The following is a 15,626-nucleotide window of genomic DNA, read 5'->3' on the forward strand; positions in this document are numbered from 1 at the left end:
TTTTTTACTATGAGGAAGGAGCATACACTGCATGAATCTTTTATGGGGAATTGGCGGCGTGATTGGAGTATTAGCAATTGCTTTCTTACTATCTTCCAACCGCAAAGCTATTAATTGGCGCACAATTTTAATCGCGCTAGCATTACAAATGTCATTTTCATTTATCGTATTACGATGGGATGCCGGAAAAGCAGGTTTAAAATACGCTGCAGATGGCGTTCAAGGATTAATTAATTTTTCTTACGAGGGAATTAAGTTCGTTGCTGGGGATTTAGTCAACGCAAAAGGCCCTTGGGGATTTGTTTTCTTCATTCAAGCACTACTTCCAATCGTATTTATTAGTTCATTAGTTGCAATCTTATATCATTTCGGTATTATGCAGAAATTTGTTAGTGTCGTTGGTGGTGCATTAAGTAAACTTCTTGGAACTTCTAAAGCAGAAAGTTTAAACTCAGTAACAACCGTATTTTTAGGACAAACTGAAGCTCCAATCTTAATCAAACCTTACTTAGCACGTTTAACAAATAGTGAATTCTTCACTATTATGGTAAGCGGTATGACAGCCGTTGCCGGATCAGTTCTTGTCGGCTATGCAGCAATGGGTATTCCGTTAGAACACTTATTAGCAGCAGCAATTATGGCAGCTCCATCAAGTTTATTAATCGCGAAACTAATTATGCCAGAAACAGAAAAAGTAGATAATAACGTTGAACTTTCTACAGAACGTGAAGATGCAAACGTTATTGATGCAGCAGCACGTGGTGCATCTGAAGGTATGCAACTTGTTATTAACGTAGCAGCAATGTTAATGGCTTTCATCGCATTAATCGCTTTATTAAATGGCTTATTAGGATGGGTTGGTTCTTGGTTTGATATTAAACTTAGCCTTGATTTAATCTTCGGTTACTTACTATCACCATTTGCAATCTTAATCGGGGTTTCTCCTGGTGAAGCTATACAAGCAGCAAGCTTTATCGGTCAAAAACTTGCAATCAACGAATTCGTTGCATACGCAAACTTAGGACCACACATGGCAGAGTTCTCTGCAAAAACAAACTTAATTTTAACATTCGCAATCTGTGGATTCGCAAACTTCTCTTCTATCGCAATTCAATTAGGTGTAACAGGAACATTAGCTCCTACTCGCCGTAAACAAATTGCACAGTTAGGGATTAAAGCAGTTATCGCTGGTACATTAGCAAACTTCTTAAATGCAGCAGTTGCAGGTATGATGTTCCTATAAAATGATGCAAAGTCTCCTCTTTCTAAAGAGGGGGCTTTTTATTATATGTTGTATATTTTTTCGATATATATTAAATACTTTATGCTTAAATATAAGAACATTATGATACAATAATTAGTAAGTCTGTTTATTTTTTCTTGCAAAAGAGAGATACTACTTGTTGTTGCTCTCTCCAAAAGAATCTAGTCATCCGGTCTATTTCTTAATAATTGTGCATACTACAAGTATCCTTGCATGAATTACCTTTAAGGAGGAAAGTTTTGTGAAAAATAACTTCTATAAAGTCCTCTCTATGTGGATTTTACAAATTTTATTTTATTTTACAACTGTACATGTAACGCAATATGAGCATGCTCTCATTTTTACAATTATATATGTAATTGTTAATGTACTATTTCTATTATTGACTGATAAAACCGCATTTGTTCTTTTTATATTAGGAACCATTACTTCGGTATTCTATCTGTTCTACCAAGCATGGCTTTACTTATGGAGTACATCGGAACAATGGGAATACATTATTACTCACTTCCTAATGGCAGCAAACTTCTTCATCGTATATATCTCAACTCATTTATTAAAGAAGGTTATTCATGAAAATCAAGAATTAACCAAACGTGTGAGAACGTTAGAACAATACATTGGAGAATCAAAATTATTAACAAGACAAGAATTCGAAAGACGACAAGCATTATTAATCACTGCAATGAATCGTCGTAATGAAACGGGTATTATTATTTACTTTGATTTCAATTCCTTTAGTAAATATACAAAGGAAAGTGTTATGAACCGTGTAGCTTCATTATTAGTTGAAACGATAAGAGATGACTTTGATCTTGCTGCTGAATACGATAATAATAAGCTAGTTATTTTATTACAAAACACAAATGAAGCCGGTGCTGACATTGTAATGAACCGTCTAAAGCCAAAAATGGAGCAATGGCTTGCTGCTGAAGCGATCCAAGATATACAAATTTCACGCGAGCAAATTGGGAACAAAGGAAAGATGTTATTATGATGACACTCGTTATACTGCTTTTATTCCTTCTGTTTTGCGTACTCGTTTTTTGGATTAGTATCACATTTTCGATTAAGTATATACTTATCTTTACAGCCTTTCTATTCTCTGCCTTACTTGTTTACTATTCTTTCTTAACACTCGCAGGTTTAGTTCACCGAAATAGTAAACGAAAAGATCGTACGCTAGAACATTATCCAAGCGTCGACATTTTAATACCAGCCCACAATGAAGGGGTCGTTATTAAAGATACTTTAGAGGCGATGGCAAAGATTGAATATCCAGGTAAACTAACTGTTTATTTATTAAACGATAACTCTCAAGATGAGACACCTGAAATTGGTGACGATTTTGACAAAGCTTATGCTCATATTCGTCACATTCGTGTTCCGGCGGGTGAACCAAAAGGGAAATCGCGTGTATTAAACTACGGTCTTAGTATTTCAGATGGTGAATACTTCTGTGTGTATGATGCAGATAACCAGCCTGAACCACATGCACTGCGAATGCTTGTAGAACACGCTGAAACAACCGAGGATGCTGTTGGAGCTGTTGGTCACGTTCGTACTGTAAATGAAAACAGAAACTGGCTAACACGAATGATTTCATTAGAATTTCAAATCTTCCAGCTCCTTATGCAATCAGGACGCTGGTTACTATTCCAAACAGGTTCACTAACAGGAACAAATATGCTTCTTCGTCGTTCTGCATTAGAAGAACTTGGCGGCTATGACCCGTATGCAATTGCAGAAGACGCTGAATTAACATTACGAATTACACAAAAAGGCTATCTCTTACCGATCGTTCCAGAATCGATTACATGGGAACAAGAACCTGAGCATTTAAAAATCCTTATTAAGCAGCGTACACGTTGGCTCCAAGGGAACTTGTACATTTTAGAAAAAATGTTTTCTTCCTTAAGTTTCTTTAAAGGAAAACTTCTCGTCCATTCCTTACAACAAGTTTTAGTGTATGTTGTATTTTGGCTATTCTTAATCATTTCGAACGTTTGGTTTGTAATTGGGGTACTCGGGATATTCCAAATTCAATATAGCATTCCACTACTATTTATGTGGTATGTCGCATATATTACATATGTTTCTCAATTATTTAGTGCCCAGAGTGTGGAACGAACCTTTACACCAACTAATATTTTTATTAGTGTTATCATGTACTTTACGTACGCACAGCTCTTTACGTACTTATTCATTCGCAGCTTAATTTTATACTTACGTGCAAAGAGTAAGAAACAAGTCATTGGCTGGGATAAAACAGTTCGATTCAAAAAAGAAAAGTAAAACTTTAATCAGTGGGAGTTCTCCCACTGATTTTTATTTTGTAAATAAAAATCAGCACAGAGCGCCGTATGCTCTGTGCTGATTTATTGCCGTATAAATTATATATATCAGACAATACCCCTTAGCTGAAAGTAATTTCACGTCCATCCCCCAACGAACGATTGACCTTCATTTATATACGAAAAAGTGATTGCTATTTTTGTAGAACCAATTGCTTCTCTTGCTGTTCTTTGCGCGTTTCAGTCTTAGGTTCCGTGCTTTCTTGGACACTACGATGTGCCACACGTTTCAAACAAATATGCTTCCACTTTCTTTCGTAACGTTTCATTATTCTAGATGTCCCCCTTGAATGCGCTTTAAAACTATTTGAAATCGCTTACAGGAAATAATATAGCACATATACATAAACGTGACAACACATTTCCGACAATTTTTTGTCAAAAATACAAATAGAATCCGCAAGATATCGAACATTGTCGAAATTCATCGATTTATCTTCACATAAAAGGCATACTACTTACATAGTAAAGTATTTTATTTCCCTGACTTGCAGTTAAAATTCCTTCTATATAAAAAAGAGCTGATATATAATCAGCTCTTTTTCCTTCTATTATTTATGACGCTTCATACGCCCCTCTTTTTGTAACTCTTTAAATAATGCTGCCATCATAAAGAAAATAACGAAGACGAATGGGAATGCCGCAATAATAGCTGCCGTTTGCAGTGCTTCTAATCCACCAATATATAATAAGGTAGAAGCTATCGATGCTAAAACGATACCCCAAACCATTTTAATGCGGTTTGGTGGATTTAAACTACCATGTGTCGTTAACATCCCTAAAACGAATGTCGCAGAGTCTGCAGATGTAATAAAGAATGTTGCAATAAGTAGAATACCTAATACCGATAAAGCTGATCCAAAGCTTCCCATCTGATCGAACATAGCGAATAACCCTACTTCTGTTCCCATCTCTTTCACTTTGTCGAAGATATGAGCATCACCAAACAGCTCCATATGAATACCAGTCCCGCCGAAAACAGAGAACCAAAGCGCACCGATTACAGTCGGTACGAGTAACACACCGATAACGAACTCACGAATCGTACGCCCTCGTGAAACACGAGCAATAAATGTACCTACGAATGGTGACCATGCAATCCACCATGCCCAATAGAAAATTGTCCACGACTGAATCCATTGGTTTCCGCCTTCATCTAATGGACTTAAACGGAAGCTCATGCTTGGCAATTCCTGAATATAAGAACCGATTGTTGAAGTGAAGTAATTCATAATAAAGTTTGTTGGACCTGCAAATAATACAATAATCATAAGTGCAAACGCCAAAATAATATTCGCATTACTTAAATATTTAATTCCTTTATCAAGACCTGTTTGCGCAGATAACATAAATAACACGGTTACGATTGCAATAATAACTAACTGTGTCGGCAATGAATTCGGGATAGATGTTAAATAACTAACACCACCAGCAATTTGTTTCGCACCAAGACCTAATGATGTTGCGACACCAAACACAGTTGCGAAAACTGCTAACACATCAAATGAATGAGCAATACGTCCATGTTCCCCGTCTTTAAATAACGGACCTACTGTCGCACTAATTGTACTTGCTTTTCCTTTTCTAAAAGTAAAGTAAGCAATACACAGCGCTACAAATGCATATAGTCCCCACGGATGTAATCCCCAATGGAAAAATGAAAAACGTAATGCAAGACGCGCACTTTCCTCAGTTGCACCTTCTCCAAACGGAGGTGCGTACAAATGGTTTAATGGTTCGGCAACGCCCCAGAAAACTAAACCAATACCCATACCAGCGCTAAATAGCATAGCAAACCATGTCATATAACTATAATCAGGTTCATCATCATCTTTACCTAAACGAATAGAACCGTATTTCGAAACAATTAAAAAGATAGACACACCTAATATAATAGAAACAGAAATAATATAGAACCATCCAAACTTACTAACTAATGCAGTTTGAATTGCGGTTGTTACATTTCCTAAGCTACCTTTTCCAATAATAGATTCGGGAATAATCCCCCAAATTGTAAATGCAATACATAATGTTAATGATACGATGAATGTTTTTGTCAGTTTCCTCATCAAATCCCCCTTCGTAGGTTTCACTTTTGTAAATAACATAAATTCCGATATGTAAAATCGGATAGAAAACTATAATTTCACGGTGATTTTCTTACTTTCACCTTCACCAACTAGAATTCTTATGGACAGCCTTACCTTCCGTATAATCTTTTTACTCTGCGAGAGCTATAAGATCGAAATACTGCTGTCAAATTGTGCGAGAAAAATGCGGATGGGAATGTGTTTTCCCAAAAAAGGATGTGTTACAGATGTAAAAAAGGGCATTTTTCTTCCTTGTAACCCTTTCTGTTTGTAACAATTATGCGGTTTTTTTGCTAGTATATAGCACGTGTTTATAGTTTCACAAACGAAATATTTATGTTTATATAACTATATTACCCATAAAACGGTAAAATACTCAAGGAATGTAACTGTTTAGTAAACATTATGTAATACTCCTGTAATATTTTTATTTACGCCGAAAACAATATGTTGTATTAAATATTTTGAATATAAGTAGAAACCTACTAATCATATAGAATGAAAAACGCTTTCTTATATTTTTTGCTATATTACAGGATGTTAACGACTGATTACGAATGGTTTGTAATTGTGTGTTTTCCTGAAATCCGAAAAAATCTGTTGCTATAATGAGGACACGAAAACAAACGCAATGGAGGCTATCATGAAAAAATTAATTGGAATAGCAACAGCAGCAGTTTTTGGTCTTGGGATTTTCACATCATCTGCTAATGCAGAAACTGTTGTAACAACAGACGTACTAAATGTACGCGAAAACCCTACTACGGAATCAAAAGTTGTCGGTAAATTACTAAACGGGAATAAAATAGATGTTCAAAATACAGAGAACGGATGGTCAAAAATCACTTTAGATGGTAAAGACGCATTCGTAAGTACAGAGTTTACAAAAAGCATCTACTACGTAACAGCTAACGTATTAAACGTACGTGCTGAAGCGAACACAAACTCAGAAATTCTTGGAACGTTGAAGAAAGACGATATGATCGAAACAACGAACCAAGTACAAAATGAGTGGTTACAATTTGAATATAACGGGAAAACAGCTTATGTTCACGTTCCTTTCTTAACAGGTACAGCACCTGTTATCGAGAAACAAGAACAACCTGCTCCTGCTAAAACTGTAGCACCAGCTAAAGCACCTGCAGCACAAGCAAAAACAGCTGCTAAGCCTGCTGTGAAAGCTGCTGAAACTAGCACACCTTCTGGTGGTCGTGAGTTAACAGTTGTAGCTACAGCATATACAGCTCATCCGAGCGAAAACGGTGGCACATACGGTGGCCGTGTATTAACTGCAATGGGTCATGACTTAACAGCGAACCCAAACATGAAAATGATCGCTGTTGACCCGAAAGTAATCCCATTAGGATCTAAAGTATGGGTTGAAGGTTACGGAGAAGCTATCGCTGGAGATACTGGCGGTGCAATTAAAGGTAACCGTATCGACATCCTACTTGGATCAGATAGCGCTGCTCAAAAATGGGGACGCAAAACTGTTAAAGTGAAAATTTTAAAATAACCAATGACTGCTAAAGCCGGTTCTCTTTGTTGAGAGCTGGCTTTTATTTTTTTATAATAACTATAAGGAGGTTATGTTCATGAATGTACAAGCAAAAGTAGACTGGATCGGTACACCAAAACCGTATATATATAAAGATGAAGTAACATACGACGCTACTTCCATTGACTTTTCACTCGCTGGCGATGACAATCGATATAAATTAATTGTGCTCAGCTCTGAAGCAAATACACATTACAAAATTGTCCAATATGGAATCAAACCCGGCTCACAAAAGCCATTTCCTATCGATATTCCATTCGAACAAAACATGTTACCAATTATAGAACAAATATTACATGATCCATATGTGCAAGCGATATTAAAGGAAACGCGCTCCTAATCGAAAAAAGACTATCTCAATTATATGAGATAGTCTTTTTATTAACGGTTCGGACCAGATACTTCCTCTGACTTAAGCGTATTATTCGCTCCAAGAGAATGGTACAATATCTTTCCATTTCCATTAACAGTAACGATATGTTCATTATTAAAGCTTTTGAACTTCACAGATCCATCACCATAACGAATATGGTACTCTTCATATGTCGTTACTTTATATTTCGTATCACTTTGATGCTCTACATTACGAATTTCCATTGTTAATAAATCTTCAGTAATTCCCTTTTTGTGTAAATATTGTATATAATCACGGTCTTCCTTATACGATTTCCCGCTCTTATCATAATTATTTTCAATTAGACTAAAATCATTTAATGAAATCGCGCGTACGTTATTATAAATGTGATTTCGTACAAAATCACCAACTGCTGAGCTTGATGTTTCTTTCGGGAATTTTAAGTAATACGTGCTTTGGTCTCCAATTTTAACACTTTCAGATTTTATTACACCAAAATCAGTAGTTTTCTCTAAATGTACTTCTACTGTTTCATCTGTGGATACAGGACCCAGTTTATAATTACCATAACTTAATTTCCCACGTTTTTTACCATTTACAAATACGGTTGCATCATTTTCATCAGAAGAAATGCTTACATACTTTCCTTCAAGCGATAAATCTACATTCACTTTCTCGCTCTGTTCATCTGCTAAATCTACTTCTTTCTCTGTTTCTAATTCAGTAAGTTCTGTCTTCGCTGTTGCCTTGACAACATACGTACCTGGGAAGTATGGACCTAACTCTTTCGAAGTTTTATCACTAGAAAGTTCTGTTTCTTTTTTATCATTCACATATATTTCTGCATTCTTTGCAGTTGTACTAACACTCATATAATAAGATTTCATGCTAAACTTATACTTTGGATATAAGAACCACTCTTTTCCCTCTGCTACAATTTCCCCATCTTTAAACGAATTTTTATCCTTTGTTAACTTTTGATCTACTGTCTCTTTCTGTAAATAAGACAATAATTGTTTATTGTAAGAAGGGTTCTCTTTTAAGTAACGCATGTACGCTTTAATATCCTCTGTCTTAATCTTTAAGCTTGAATCATTTGCTTTCACAAACTCATCAATTGCATTAATATCTTTCTTTTGGAATGCTTCAATCATTACATTTATTTGCTTTTCTTTTGAAAACTTATATGCTCCAAATTTATATACCCCAAATACTAAAATAATAATAATGGCGAAACCAATAATTAAAAATAAATTTTTCTTACTTTTCACTGGTTGTGTCTCGCTTTGTACTTCTGTATATGTAGCGGCAGTGTTATCGACGATTACTTCTACTTTACTCCCACACTCAGGACAAAAGTTCAAATGGTCTGCAACGTTCTTTTTACATGTTCCACAAAACTTCAACGTGCTCTCCTCCTATTTTTTAGCTAACTTCATTCCAACAAATGCTGCTACATATGTCACAATAAAACTACACAAAGTTAAATATACAAATGAATTTTGCATAGATAATACCGTTCCACTTGTTCCAAACAAACTTGTTACAGTCCCTGAAACATCAATTTGGAACTTAGAAATCATATTCATTACAATCATCATAATTGTGTAAGAACCACTGCATACTGCTAATGTAATATACATATTGGCAGTCGATAATTCAGCTAACTTTCTTCCCGCTCTAAACATAAGGAACAATGGAATAATAAGCAGTAATAAACCGTAATGGAATACGTTATTCACTTCATCAAATTCAGCAAGGCTTTCCTGACTTGCTCCTTTTGAAATCATTATATCTCTAACCACTACGCCATTTACAGAGATGCCTGATATAAATGAAAACGATAATGTGCTCTCAGATGATTTTGATTTCTTACCAATTCCAGTAAACTCCTTACTAAGTGCTGGACTTGATACTTCTAACGGAGCAAAATGAGCCATACTCCATAATTGAGGTGTTAACTCTAATGCTAATAATGTACTTTCAGATTTTAAAGTTGTTATTTCTTTTAATGGTTCAATACTGTCTTCCTTATTTACTAACGCCATAATACAAACTACTACTGCTGTTACTAAAAGTCCTTTTATCATGGCTGAAATACCGTAATAAACAGACGCTCCATATGCCATTAACTCTTGAAATGCTGCTGCCATATTATTTTTGCTTGTATGAGCAATAAATCCTATTAAGGTAAATAATGTCCCACACACAAAACCACTCAGTAAACTCTTAATCGCTGAATAGCCAACCGTAATCTTACCTGCTTCTGAAAATGGAATTGCGAAAGATTGTGATGCTATAAAACTTATAATGAATAAAAAGACACCATAAATAATACCAACTGTTGCTGCTATAAAGATTTGATCCTTAATCGTTTTTGCAACACGCTGCTTTCCTAAACAAATTCCTGTACCAGCGAAAATCATAAATGGAATGATTAATAGTAATGTAAATGGAGTATGCCATGATAAAGAAAATATCAATCCGCTATCGTCGCTAGCTGTAAAACCAAGTAAATGATAACTTAACATCGTAGAAGTTGCACTCGAATAAAAGCTTGGCAACATTTCTAATTCTTTCGCAAATTTACTAAACATCTCACTTAATATAGAAGCAAATAATACACTACCAATCCAACCAGCAATTAACATGAGAATACTTGCAACAGCCCCACCAATAAAACCTGTTTTTAAAACAGCTTTATCTGCTGTAAATTTAACTTCAGGCGTACCGTCCATTGTAGGCAATTTGATAGATTGTTCCTTTTTCTTCACAATAAATAAAGAATGCCCACACTTTTGGCAATATAAATTTTGCTGAGCATTTTCACTGCCACAACCTTTGCAGTATTTTGCAGTATCTTGTTCTAACGTTACTGCCTCTATAGCTCCTGCAATCTCCATACTTCCTTCGTTAGGGCAATAGTTTACCTCTTCACCATGTTGATTTCCACATGTGCGACAATACATCTAATTCACTCCCCACTTTGCTTAATCCCACAAACTGGACAGTAAGTAGAGTTTTGATCGATATGTTCATTACATGAAATACAATTTGTCGTTTCACCTTCATGTTCTATCGCTAACATTGGATTAGGCTTTCCACACGAACCACAAAACTTATCATTTATTGATAAAGGTCCACCACATTCACATGTAGCTTTCTCGCCTTGTTGCTTTTGCAGTTCAACAATGCGTTTTCTTGCTTGATAAATAGCTACATCAAATTCTTGAACTGGAGCAATCATTTCTTGTAGGCTAGCTTCATCTACTCCGTTTCCTCTTAATTGAACGTAGACTCGTTGTCCAATCTCTAATAGAACCTCTGCCTTTTTCTGCATTTGCACTTGCATTTCTTTTTTCAGTTGAGCGATTTCTTGCGCAACTTGTAACTTCATCTTCCCTTGCTCAATTCCTTCTTGTAACTTATTCATTCCACTGCCTAACTTCGTCTGTAAATCTGACAAACCATTTCTCCTCCTATACATATATAGTAATATACAAAATTAACACTATATATATTACCATGATTTTCAATTTATGTAATCCAAATTTCATTTTTTCTGTTTTGAGTATTTTTTGTTTATAATGGTAAAGGAAAGAAATATGTGTACGGAGGAATATTATGCTGCAACACTCAATTACGAAAGATGAAATTATGATGATTGCGAATGAGTTCGTTCAAGGACTAGATCCACAGCAAACAGCTGATCAGGAACATGTCGCTACAGCTCGGCACCTATATCGTAGTGGTGTTGTCTACAACGTTGACTTTGATGGTTATACGCTATCAGGAACTGTAGATGCTGCAGGCAGCGTATATAGCGTCCATATCCCGATTCGTAACGTCGCTGAAAGCTATTGCGATTGCTTTGCACCAACGCAATGTGAGCATATGCTCGCTGTTTTACTATCTGCAGCATCTAGTTTCGGGCAAGTAGGAGATGTATTAACTTTATTTAAAAATAATACGAAACCTTCCCTTCCTCCTATTCGAACTGCAAGACAAGTATTGCAATCATCAGCGTTTGAAGAAACGGATTATAAAAGTTGGCAATCGTATTTTGACAACGAATATGAATCATTTAAAAAAGAACAAGCTCGGCTTACTTATAAACAAATGTATTTTCTTATGAGTATTTTTACAGACTTCTATACGAAACTCGAGCGGAAAGCTCCGCGTATCGTTGCGATACATGAGTTGTTCAGGCTACATGCAGCGCTTTATTGCTTTCAAAAATTATTAGAAGAAATTCAGGACTTCGAAGCAAATAAAACGTATTCTTATCACCAGCCTGTTAACGTCGTTCGCTTATTTGTAGACAAAGTGGAATCCATCGTTCGGGACTTACAATCAGAAGCGATTCCTTCAGAGTCTGAAGCAATTTTGCAAGAAACAGCTCGTCTCGTTCACGAAGTATTCTTCTCCACCGACGCCTATACGCAAGAAAGATTTTTTATTTATCGTCACATATGGAGTGAACTCTTACACAATAAAGAGAAACTGAAAGAAGAAGAAAAGCGAATCGATACGAAAATCAATCCACTTTCCAAAGCATTAGCATCTTCTCATCTACTCTTTTTAAATGACGAAGACCTATTAGCTATGGACTTACTAAAGAAACAGCCTGCTTCTGTTGTAAGTCTGTACTTCTATTGGTTAGAAGAGCTATTAAATACAATGCAGTGGGATCGTGCGAAAAACTGGCTTTCCTTTACGTATAAACAAGTGAAGAAAACGATACATGAGCACGAAAATACAATTTTCATAAAAGATATCGTTCGCTTATTTGTCATCATGTATGAAACGTATGCAACCCATACAAATGAACAAGCCGGACTCGAAATGATTTTGCAAGAGCTATTACCATATAGTTTCGCAAACTATGAGCAATACGTACTCGCGAAAAAGCAATATCGTACATGGGCAGAACTTCAGCTCTTACATGGGTTTGAAGCAATTGAACTTTTGAAAGAGCCACTGAAAGATATTGAAAAGGAAGCACCAGAAGCAGCCCTTCCTCTTTATCACCTTGCTGCTACCGAGGCCATTGAAGAGCGAAACCGCAAATCATATAGACGTGCAGTTCGTTACTTAAAGAAATTACGTACATTATATAAACGATTAAAGCGTACTGATGAATGGGATGCTTTCATTATTCACATCGCAAACTTACATTCACGTCTGCGTGCACTACAAGAGGAATTACGGAAAGGAAAATTAATCGATGATCAATCAAACTGAAGTAACAATTAGGCTCCAGCACGTTAGTCAAGGTTGGTTCCTTTGGGGAGAAGATGACAGCGGTACTCCATTATCCGTAACAAGTTGGAAACGAAATGCATTTACATGGCACTCCACTTCCTTCTACGGCACGTTTCTAAAGGAAGCAACCTTTGAAGGAAAACAAGGTGTTATGCTAACAAACGCACAAGCATTTGAATACATCGCTAATAAACCGATGAACTCCTTTGCCCATATTCAAATGAATGGCCCTATTACAGCACTTACGAAAGATGCGAACGAATTATGGGATGCCTTCACAAGCGGTAGCTTCGTACCTGATATGGAGCGTTGGCCCAAACAACCATCTTGGAAAGTGCAAAATACCCCAATCGAAGATGACACATTGGCATCTCTTTTCTCGGCCGCGGTAAATGAAAGCATATTACAAGATAACCGTTCAAACGACGGATGGGAAGATGCCAAGAGACTTTATGAACATTACGACTTTACGAAAAGACAATTGGATGCAGCACTACATGAAGAAGATTGGCTTCGAAAAATTGGTTACATTGAAGATGACCTTCCCTTTACAATTGGACTACGGCTACAAGAGCCGCAAGAAGAATTTGAAATGTGGAAGCTTGAGACAATTGTTACACCAAAGCGCGGGGCACATCGCATATATGTATATGAAAGTATCGATTCTTTACCAAAACGATGGCACGATTATGAAGAACGTATTCTTGAAACACAAGAAGGATTCAGTAAGCTCGTGCCGTGGTTAAAAGAAGGCGATACATTCCGAAGTGAGCTCTTTGAAACAGAAGCGTGGAACTTCTTAACAGAAGCAAGTAACGAATTACTCGCTGCAGGTATTACGATTTTACTGCCATCCTGGTGGCAAAATTTAAAAGCGACAAAACCAAAATTACGTGTGCAGCTGAAGCAAAATGCCACGCAAACGCAATCTTTCTTCGGCATGAATACACTCGTTAACTTTGACTGGCGCATTTCAACGAACGGCATTGATTTATCCGAAAGCGAATTTTTCGAACTCGTTGAACAAAACAAACGGTTATTCAATATAAATGGTCAATGGATGAGACTGGATCCAGCCTTTATTGAAGAAGTACGAAAGCTTATGAACCGTGCCGATAAATATGGACTAGAAATGAAAGATGTCCTTCAGCAACATTTATCAAACACTGCTGAAACAGAAATTGTAGAAGAAGATAGTCCATTTACCGATATTGAAATCGAGCTAGATGGATATTATGAAGAACTATTCCAAAAACTACTGCACATTGGAGATATTCCAAAAGTAGATGTCCCTTCTGCACTAAACGCAACACTCCGTCCGTATCAACAACATGGCATTGAATGGTTATTATATTTAAGAACGCTTGGATTCGGAGCATTATTAGCTGACGACATGGGACTTGGAAAAAGTATTCAAACGATCACTTACTTACTATATATAAAAGAGAACAATCTCCAAACAGGCCCTGCTTTAATCGTAGCACCGACATCTGTTCTTGGAAATTGGCAAAAAGAATTTGAGCGTTTCGCACCAAATTTACGTGTTCAGTTACATTATGGAAGTAACCGAGCGAAAGGTGAATCATTTAAAGACTTCCTTCAATCAGCAGATGTTGTATTAACATCTTATGCATTAGCTCAGCTTGATGAAGAAGAACTTAGTACGTTATGCTGGGATGCTGTTATTTTGGATGAAGCACAAAATATTAAAAACCCACATACGAAGCAGTCGAAAGCAGTACGAAACTTGCAAGCAACTCACAAAATCGCTTTAACCGGTACACCGATGGAAAACCGACTTTCCGAGCTTTGGTCTATTTTTGACTTCATTAATCACGGATATCTTGGCAGCTTAGGACAATTCCAGCGCCGCTTCGTCTCACCTATTGAAAAAGATCGTGACGAAGGAAAAATCCAACAAGTTCAACGATTTATCTCACCATTTTTACTGCGTCGTACGAAAAAAGATCAAACAGTCGCATTAAACTTACCAGATAAACAAGAACAGAAAGCGTACTGTCCACTTACTGGTGAACAAGCTTCCTTATATGAGCAACTTGTTCAAGATACATTGCAAAATGTAGAAGGATTAAGTGGGATTGAAAGACGCGGATTTATATTACTCATGCTGAACAAACTTAAACAAATTTGTAATCACCCTGCTCTTTATTTAAAAGAAACAGAACCAAAAGACATCATCGAACGTTCCATGAAAACGAGCACGCTAATGGAGCTAATTGAAAATATAAAAGATCAAAATGAAAGTTGTTTAATCTTCACACAATACATCGGTATGGGGAACATGCTAAAAAATGTGTTAGAAGAACATTTCGGTCAGCGCGTCCTCTTCTTAAACGGTAGTGTACCAAAGAAAGAACGTGACAAAATGATCGAGCAGTTCCAAAACGGAACGTATGACATTTTCATCTTATCGTTAAAAGCAGGTGGAACTGGCTTAAACTTAACCGCTGCCAACCATGTCATTCACTACGACCGTTGGTGGAATCCAGCTGTAGAAAACCAAGCAACAGACCGCGCATATCGTATTGGTCAAAAACGCTTCGTTCACGTTCATAAACTGATTACAACGGGGACACTCGAAGAGAAAATTGATGAAATGTTAGAAAGAAAACAATCATTAAACAACGCTGTCATTACAACCGATAGTTGGATGACCGAACTATCTACAGATGAACTAAAAGAATTACTTGGTGTATAAACAAAAGGAGCTAATCTCAAA

General features: G+C 36.5%; 11 protein-coding genes. 7 read left to right on the forward strand and 4 right to left on the reverse strand.

The genetic code is table 11. The features are described 5' to 3' along the window. Positions 1 to 31: 31 nt before the first annotated feature. The 3 genes from ACU8YW_RS25905 (at position 32) to ACU8YW_RS25915 (ending at position 3,559) form a co-directional block, all read left to right on the forward strand. Positions 32 to 1,243 (forward strand): NupC/NupG family nucleoside CNT transporter, encoded by a 1,212-nt coding sequence (locus ACU8YW_RS25905; protein ID WP_098082127.1) that lies wholly within the window; start codon positions 32 to 34, stop codon positions 1,241 to 1,243. Between the two features lie 262 nt (positions 1,244 to 1,505). Next, positions 1,506 to 2,261 (forward strand): diguanylate cyclase domain-containing protein, encoded by a 756-nt coding sequence (locus ACU8YW_RS25910; protein WP_426934166.1) that lies wholly within the window; start codon positions 1,506 to 1,508, stop codon positions 2,259 to 2,261. Further along, entirely contained in the window at positions 2,258 to 3,559 is a 1,302-nt protein-coding gene (locus ACU8YW_RS25915; protein WP_098082128.1) for a glycosyltransferase family 2 protein, read from the forward strand. Before ACU8YW_RS25910 ends, ACU8YW_RS25915 begins: the two co-directional genes overlap by 4 nt. Positions 3,560 to 4,169: 610 nt before the next feature. Here the strand turns inward: ACU8YW_RS25915 and opuD are convergent. Continuing rightward, positions 4,170 to 5,687 (reverse strand): glycine betaine transporter OpuD, encoded by a 1,518-nt coding sequence (opuD, locus tag ACU8YW_RS25920; RefSeq protein WP_426934165.1) that lies wholly within the window; start codon positions 5,685 to 5,687, stop codon positions 4,170 to 4,172. A 664-nt stretch (positions 5,688 to 6,351) separates the two neighbouring features. On the opposite strand from opuD, the gene ACU8YW_RS25925 reads away from it, so the two are divergent. Both ACU8YW_RS25925 and ACU8YW_RS25930 read left to right on the forward strand, forming a co-directional pair. After that, positions 6,352 to 7,224, forward strand: a complete 873-nt coding sequence (locus ACU8YW_RS25925) for a cell wall-binding protein EntA (protein ID WP_098133478.1) — start codon at positions 6,352 to 6,354, stop codon at positions 7,222 to 7,224. A 79-nt stretch (positions 7,225 to 7,303) separates the two neighbouring features. Continuing rightward, positions 7,304 to 7,606, forward strand: a complete 303-nt coding sequence (locus ACU8YW_RS25930) for a DUF3910 family protein (RefSeq protein ID WP_097907699.1) — start codon at positions 7,304 to 7,306, stop codon at positions 7,604 to 7,606. A 41-nt stretch (positions 7,607 to 7,647) separates the two neighbouring features. Here the strand turns inward: ACU8YW_RS25930 and ACU8YW_RS25935 are convergent, their stop codons facing one another. From ACU8YW_RS25935 to ACU8YW_RS25945, 3 genes are read right to left on the reverse strand one after another with little or no spacing between them, the layout of a single operon-like run. After that, positions 7,648 to 9,027 carry a zinc ribbon domain-containing protein gene (locus ACU8YW_RS25935; RefSeq protein WP_098082132.1) on the reverse strand — a complete coding sequence of 460 codons (1,380 nt, stop codon included), beginning with the start codon at positions 9,025 to 9,027 and terminating at the stop codon, positions 7,648 to 7,650. Between the two features lie 12 nt (positions 9,028 to 9,039). Beyond that, entirely contained in the window at positions 9,040 to 10,590 is a 1,551-nt protein-coding gene (locus ACU8YW_RS25940; protein WP_426934163.1) for a zinc ribbon domain-containing protein, read from the reverse strand. Between the two features lie 5 nt (positions 10,591 to 10,595). Beyond that, positions 10,596 to 11,087, reverse strand: a complete 492-nt coding sequence (locus ACU8YW_RS25945) for a zinc ribbon domain-containing protein (RefSeq protein ID WP_087985935.1) — start codon at positions 11,085 to 11,087, stop codon at positions 10,596 to 10,598. Positions 11,088 to 11,245: 158 nt separating this feature from the next. Between ACU8YW_RS25945 and ACU8YW_RS25950 the strand changes: the two genes are divergently transcribed. Together ACU8YW_RS25950 and ACU8YW_RS25955 are read left to right on the forward strand one after the other, a co-directional pair. Beyond that, the gene (locus tag ACU8YW_RS25950) at positions 11,246 to 12,865 is read left to right on the forward strand and encodes an SWIM zinc finger family protein (RefSeq protein WP_088064831.1); all 1,620 of its coding nucleotides are present in this window, start codon (positions 11,246 to 11,248) and stop codon (positions 12,863 to 12,865) included. Then, positions 12,849 to 15,605 carry a DEAD/DEAH box helicase gene (locus tag ACU8YW_RS25955; protein WP_097907702.1) on the forward strand — a complete coding sequence of 919 codons (2,757 nt, stop codon included), beginning with the start codon at positions 12,849 to 12,851 and terminating at the stop codon, positions 15,603 to 15,605. The genes ACU8YW_RS25950 and ACU8YW_RS25955 overlap by 17 nt, the downstream gene beginning before the upstream one ends. Positions 15,606 to 15,626 lie beyond the last annotated feature (21 nt).

The sequence above is a fragment of the Bacillus pretiosus genome (genome assembly GCF_052947655.1).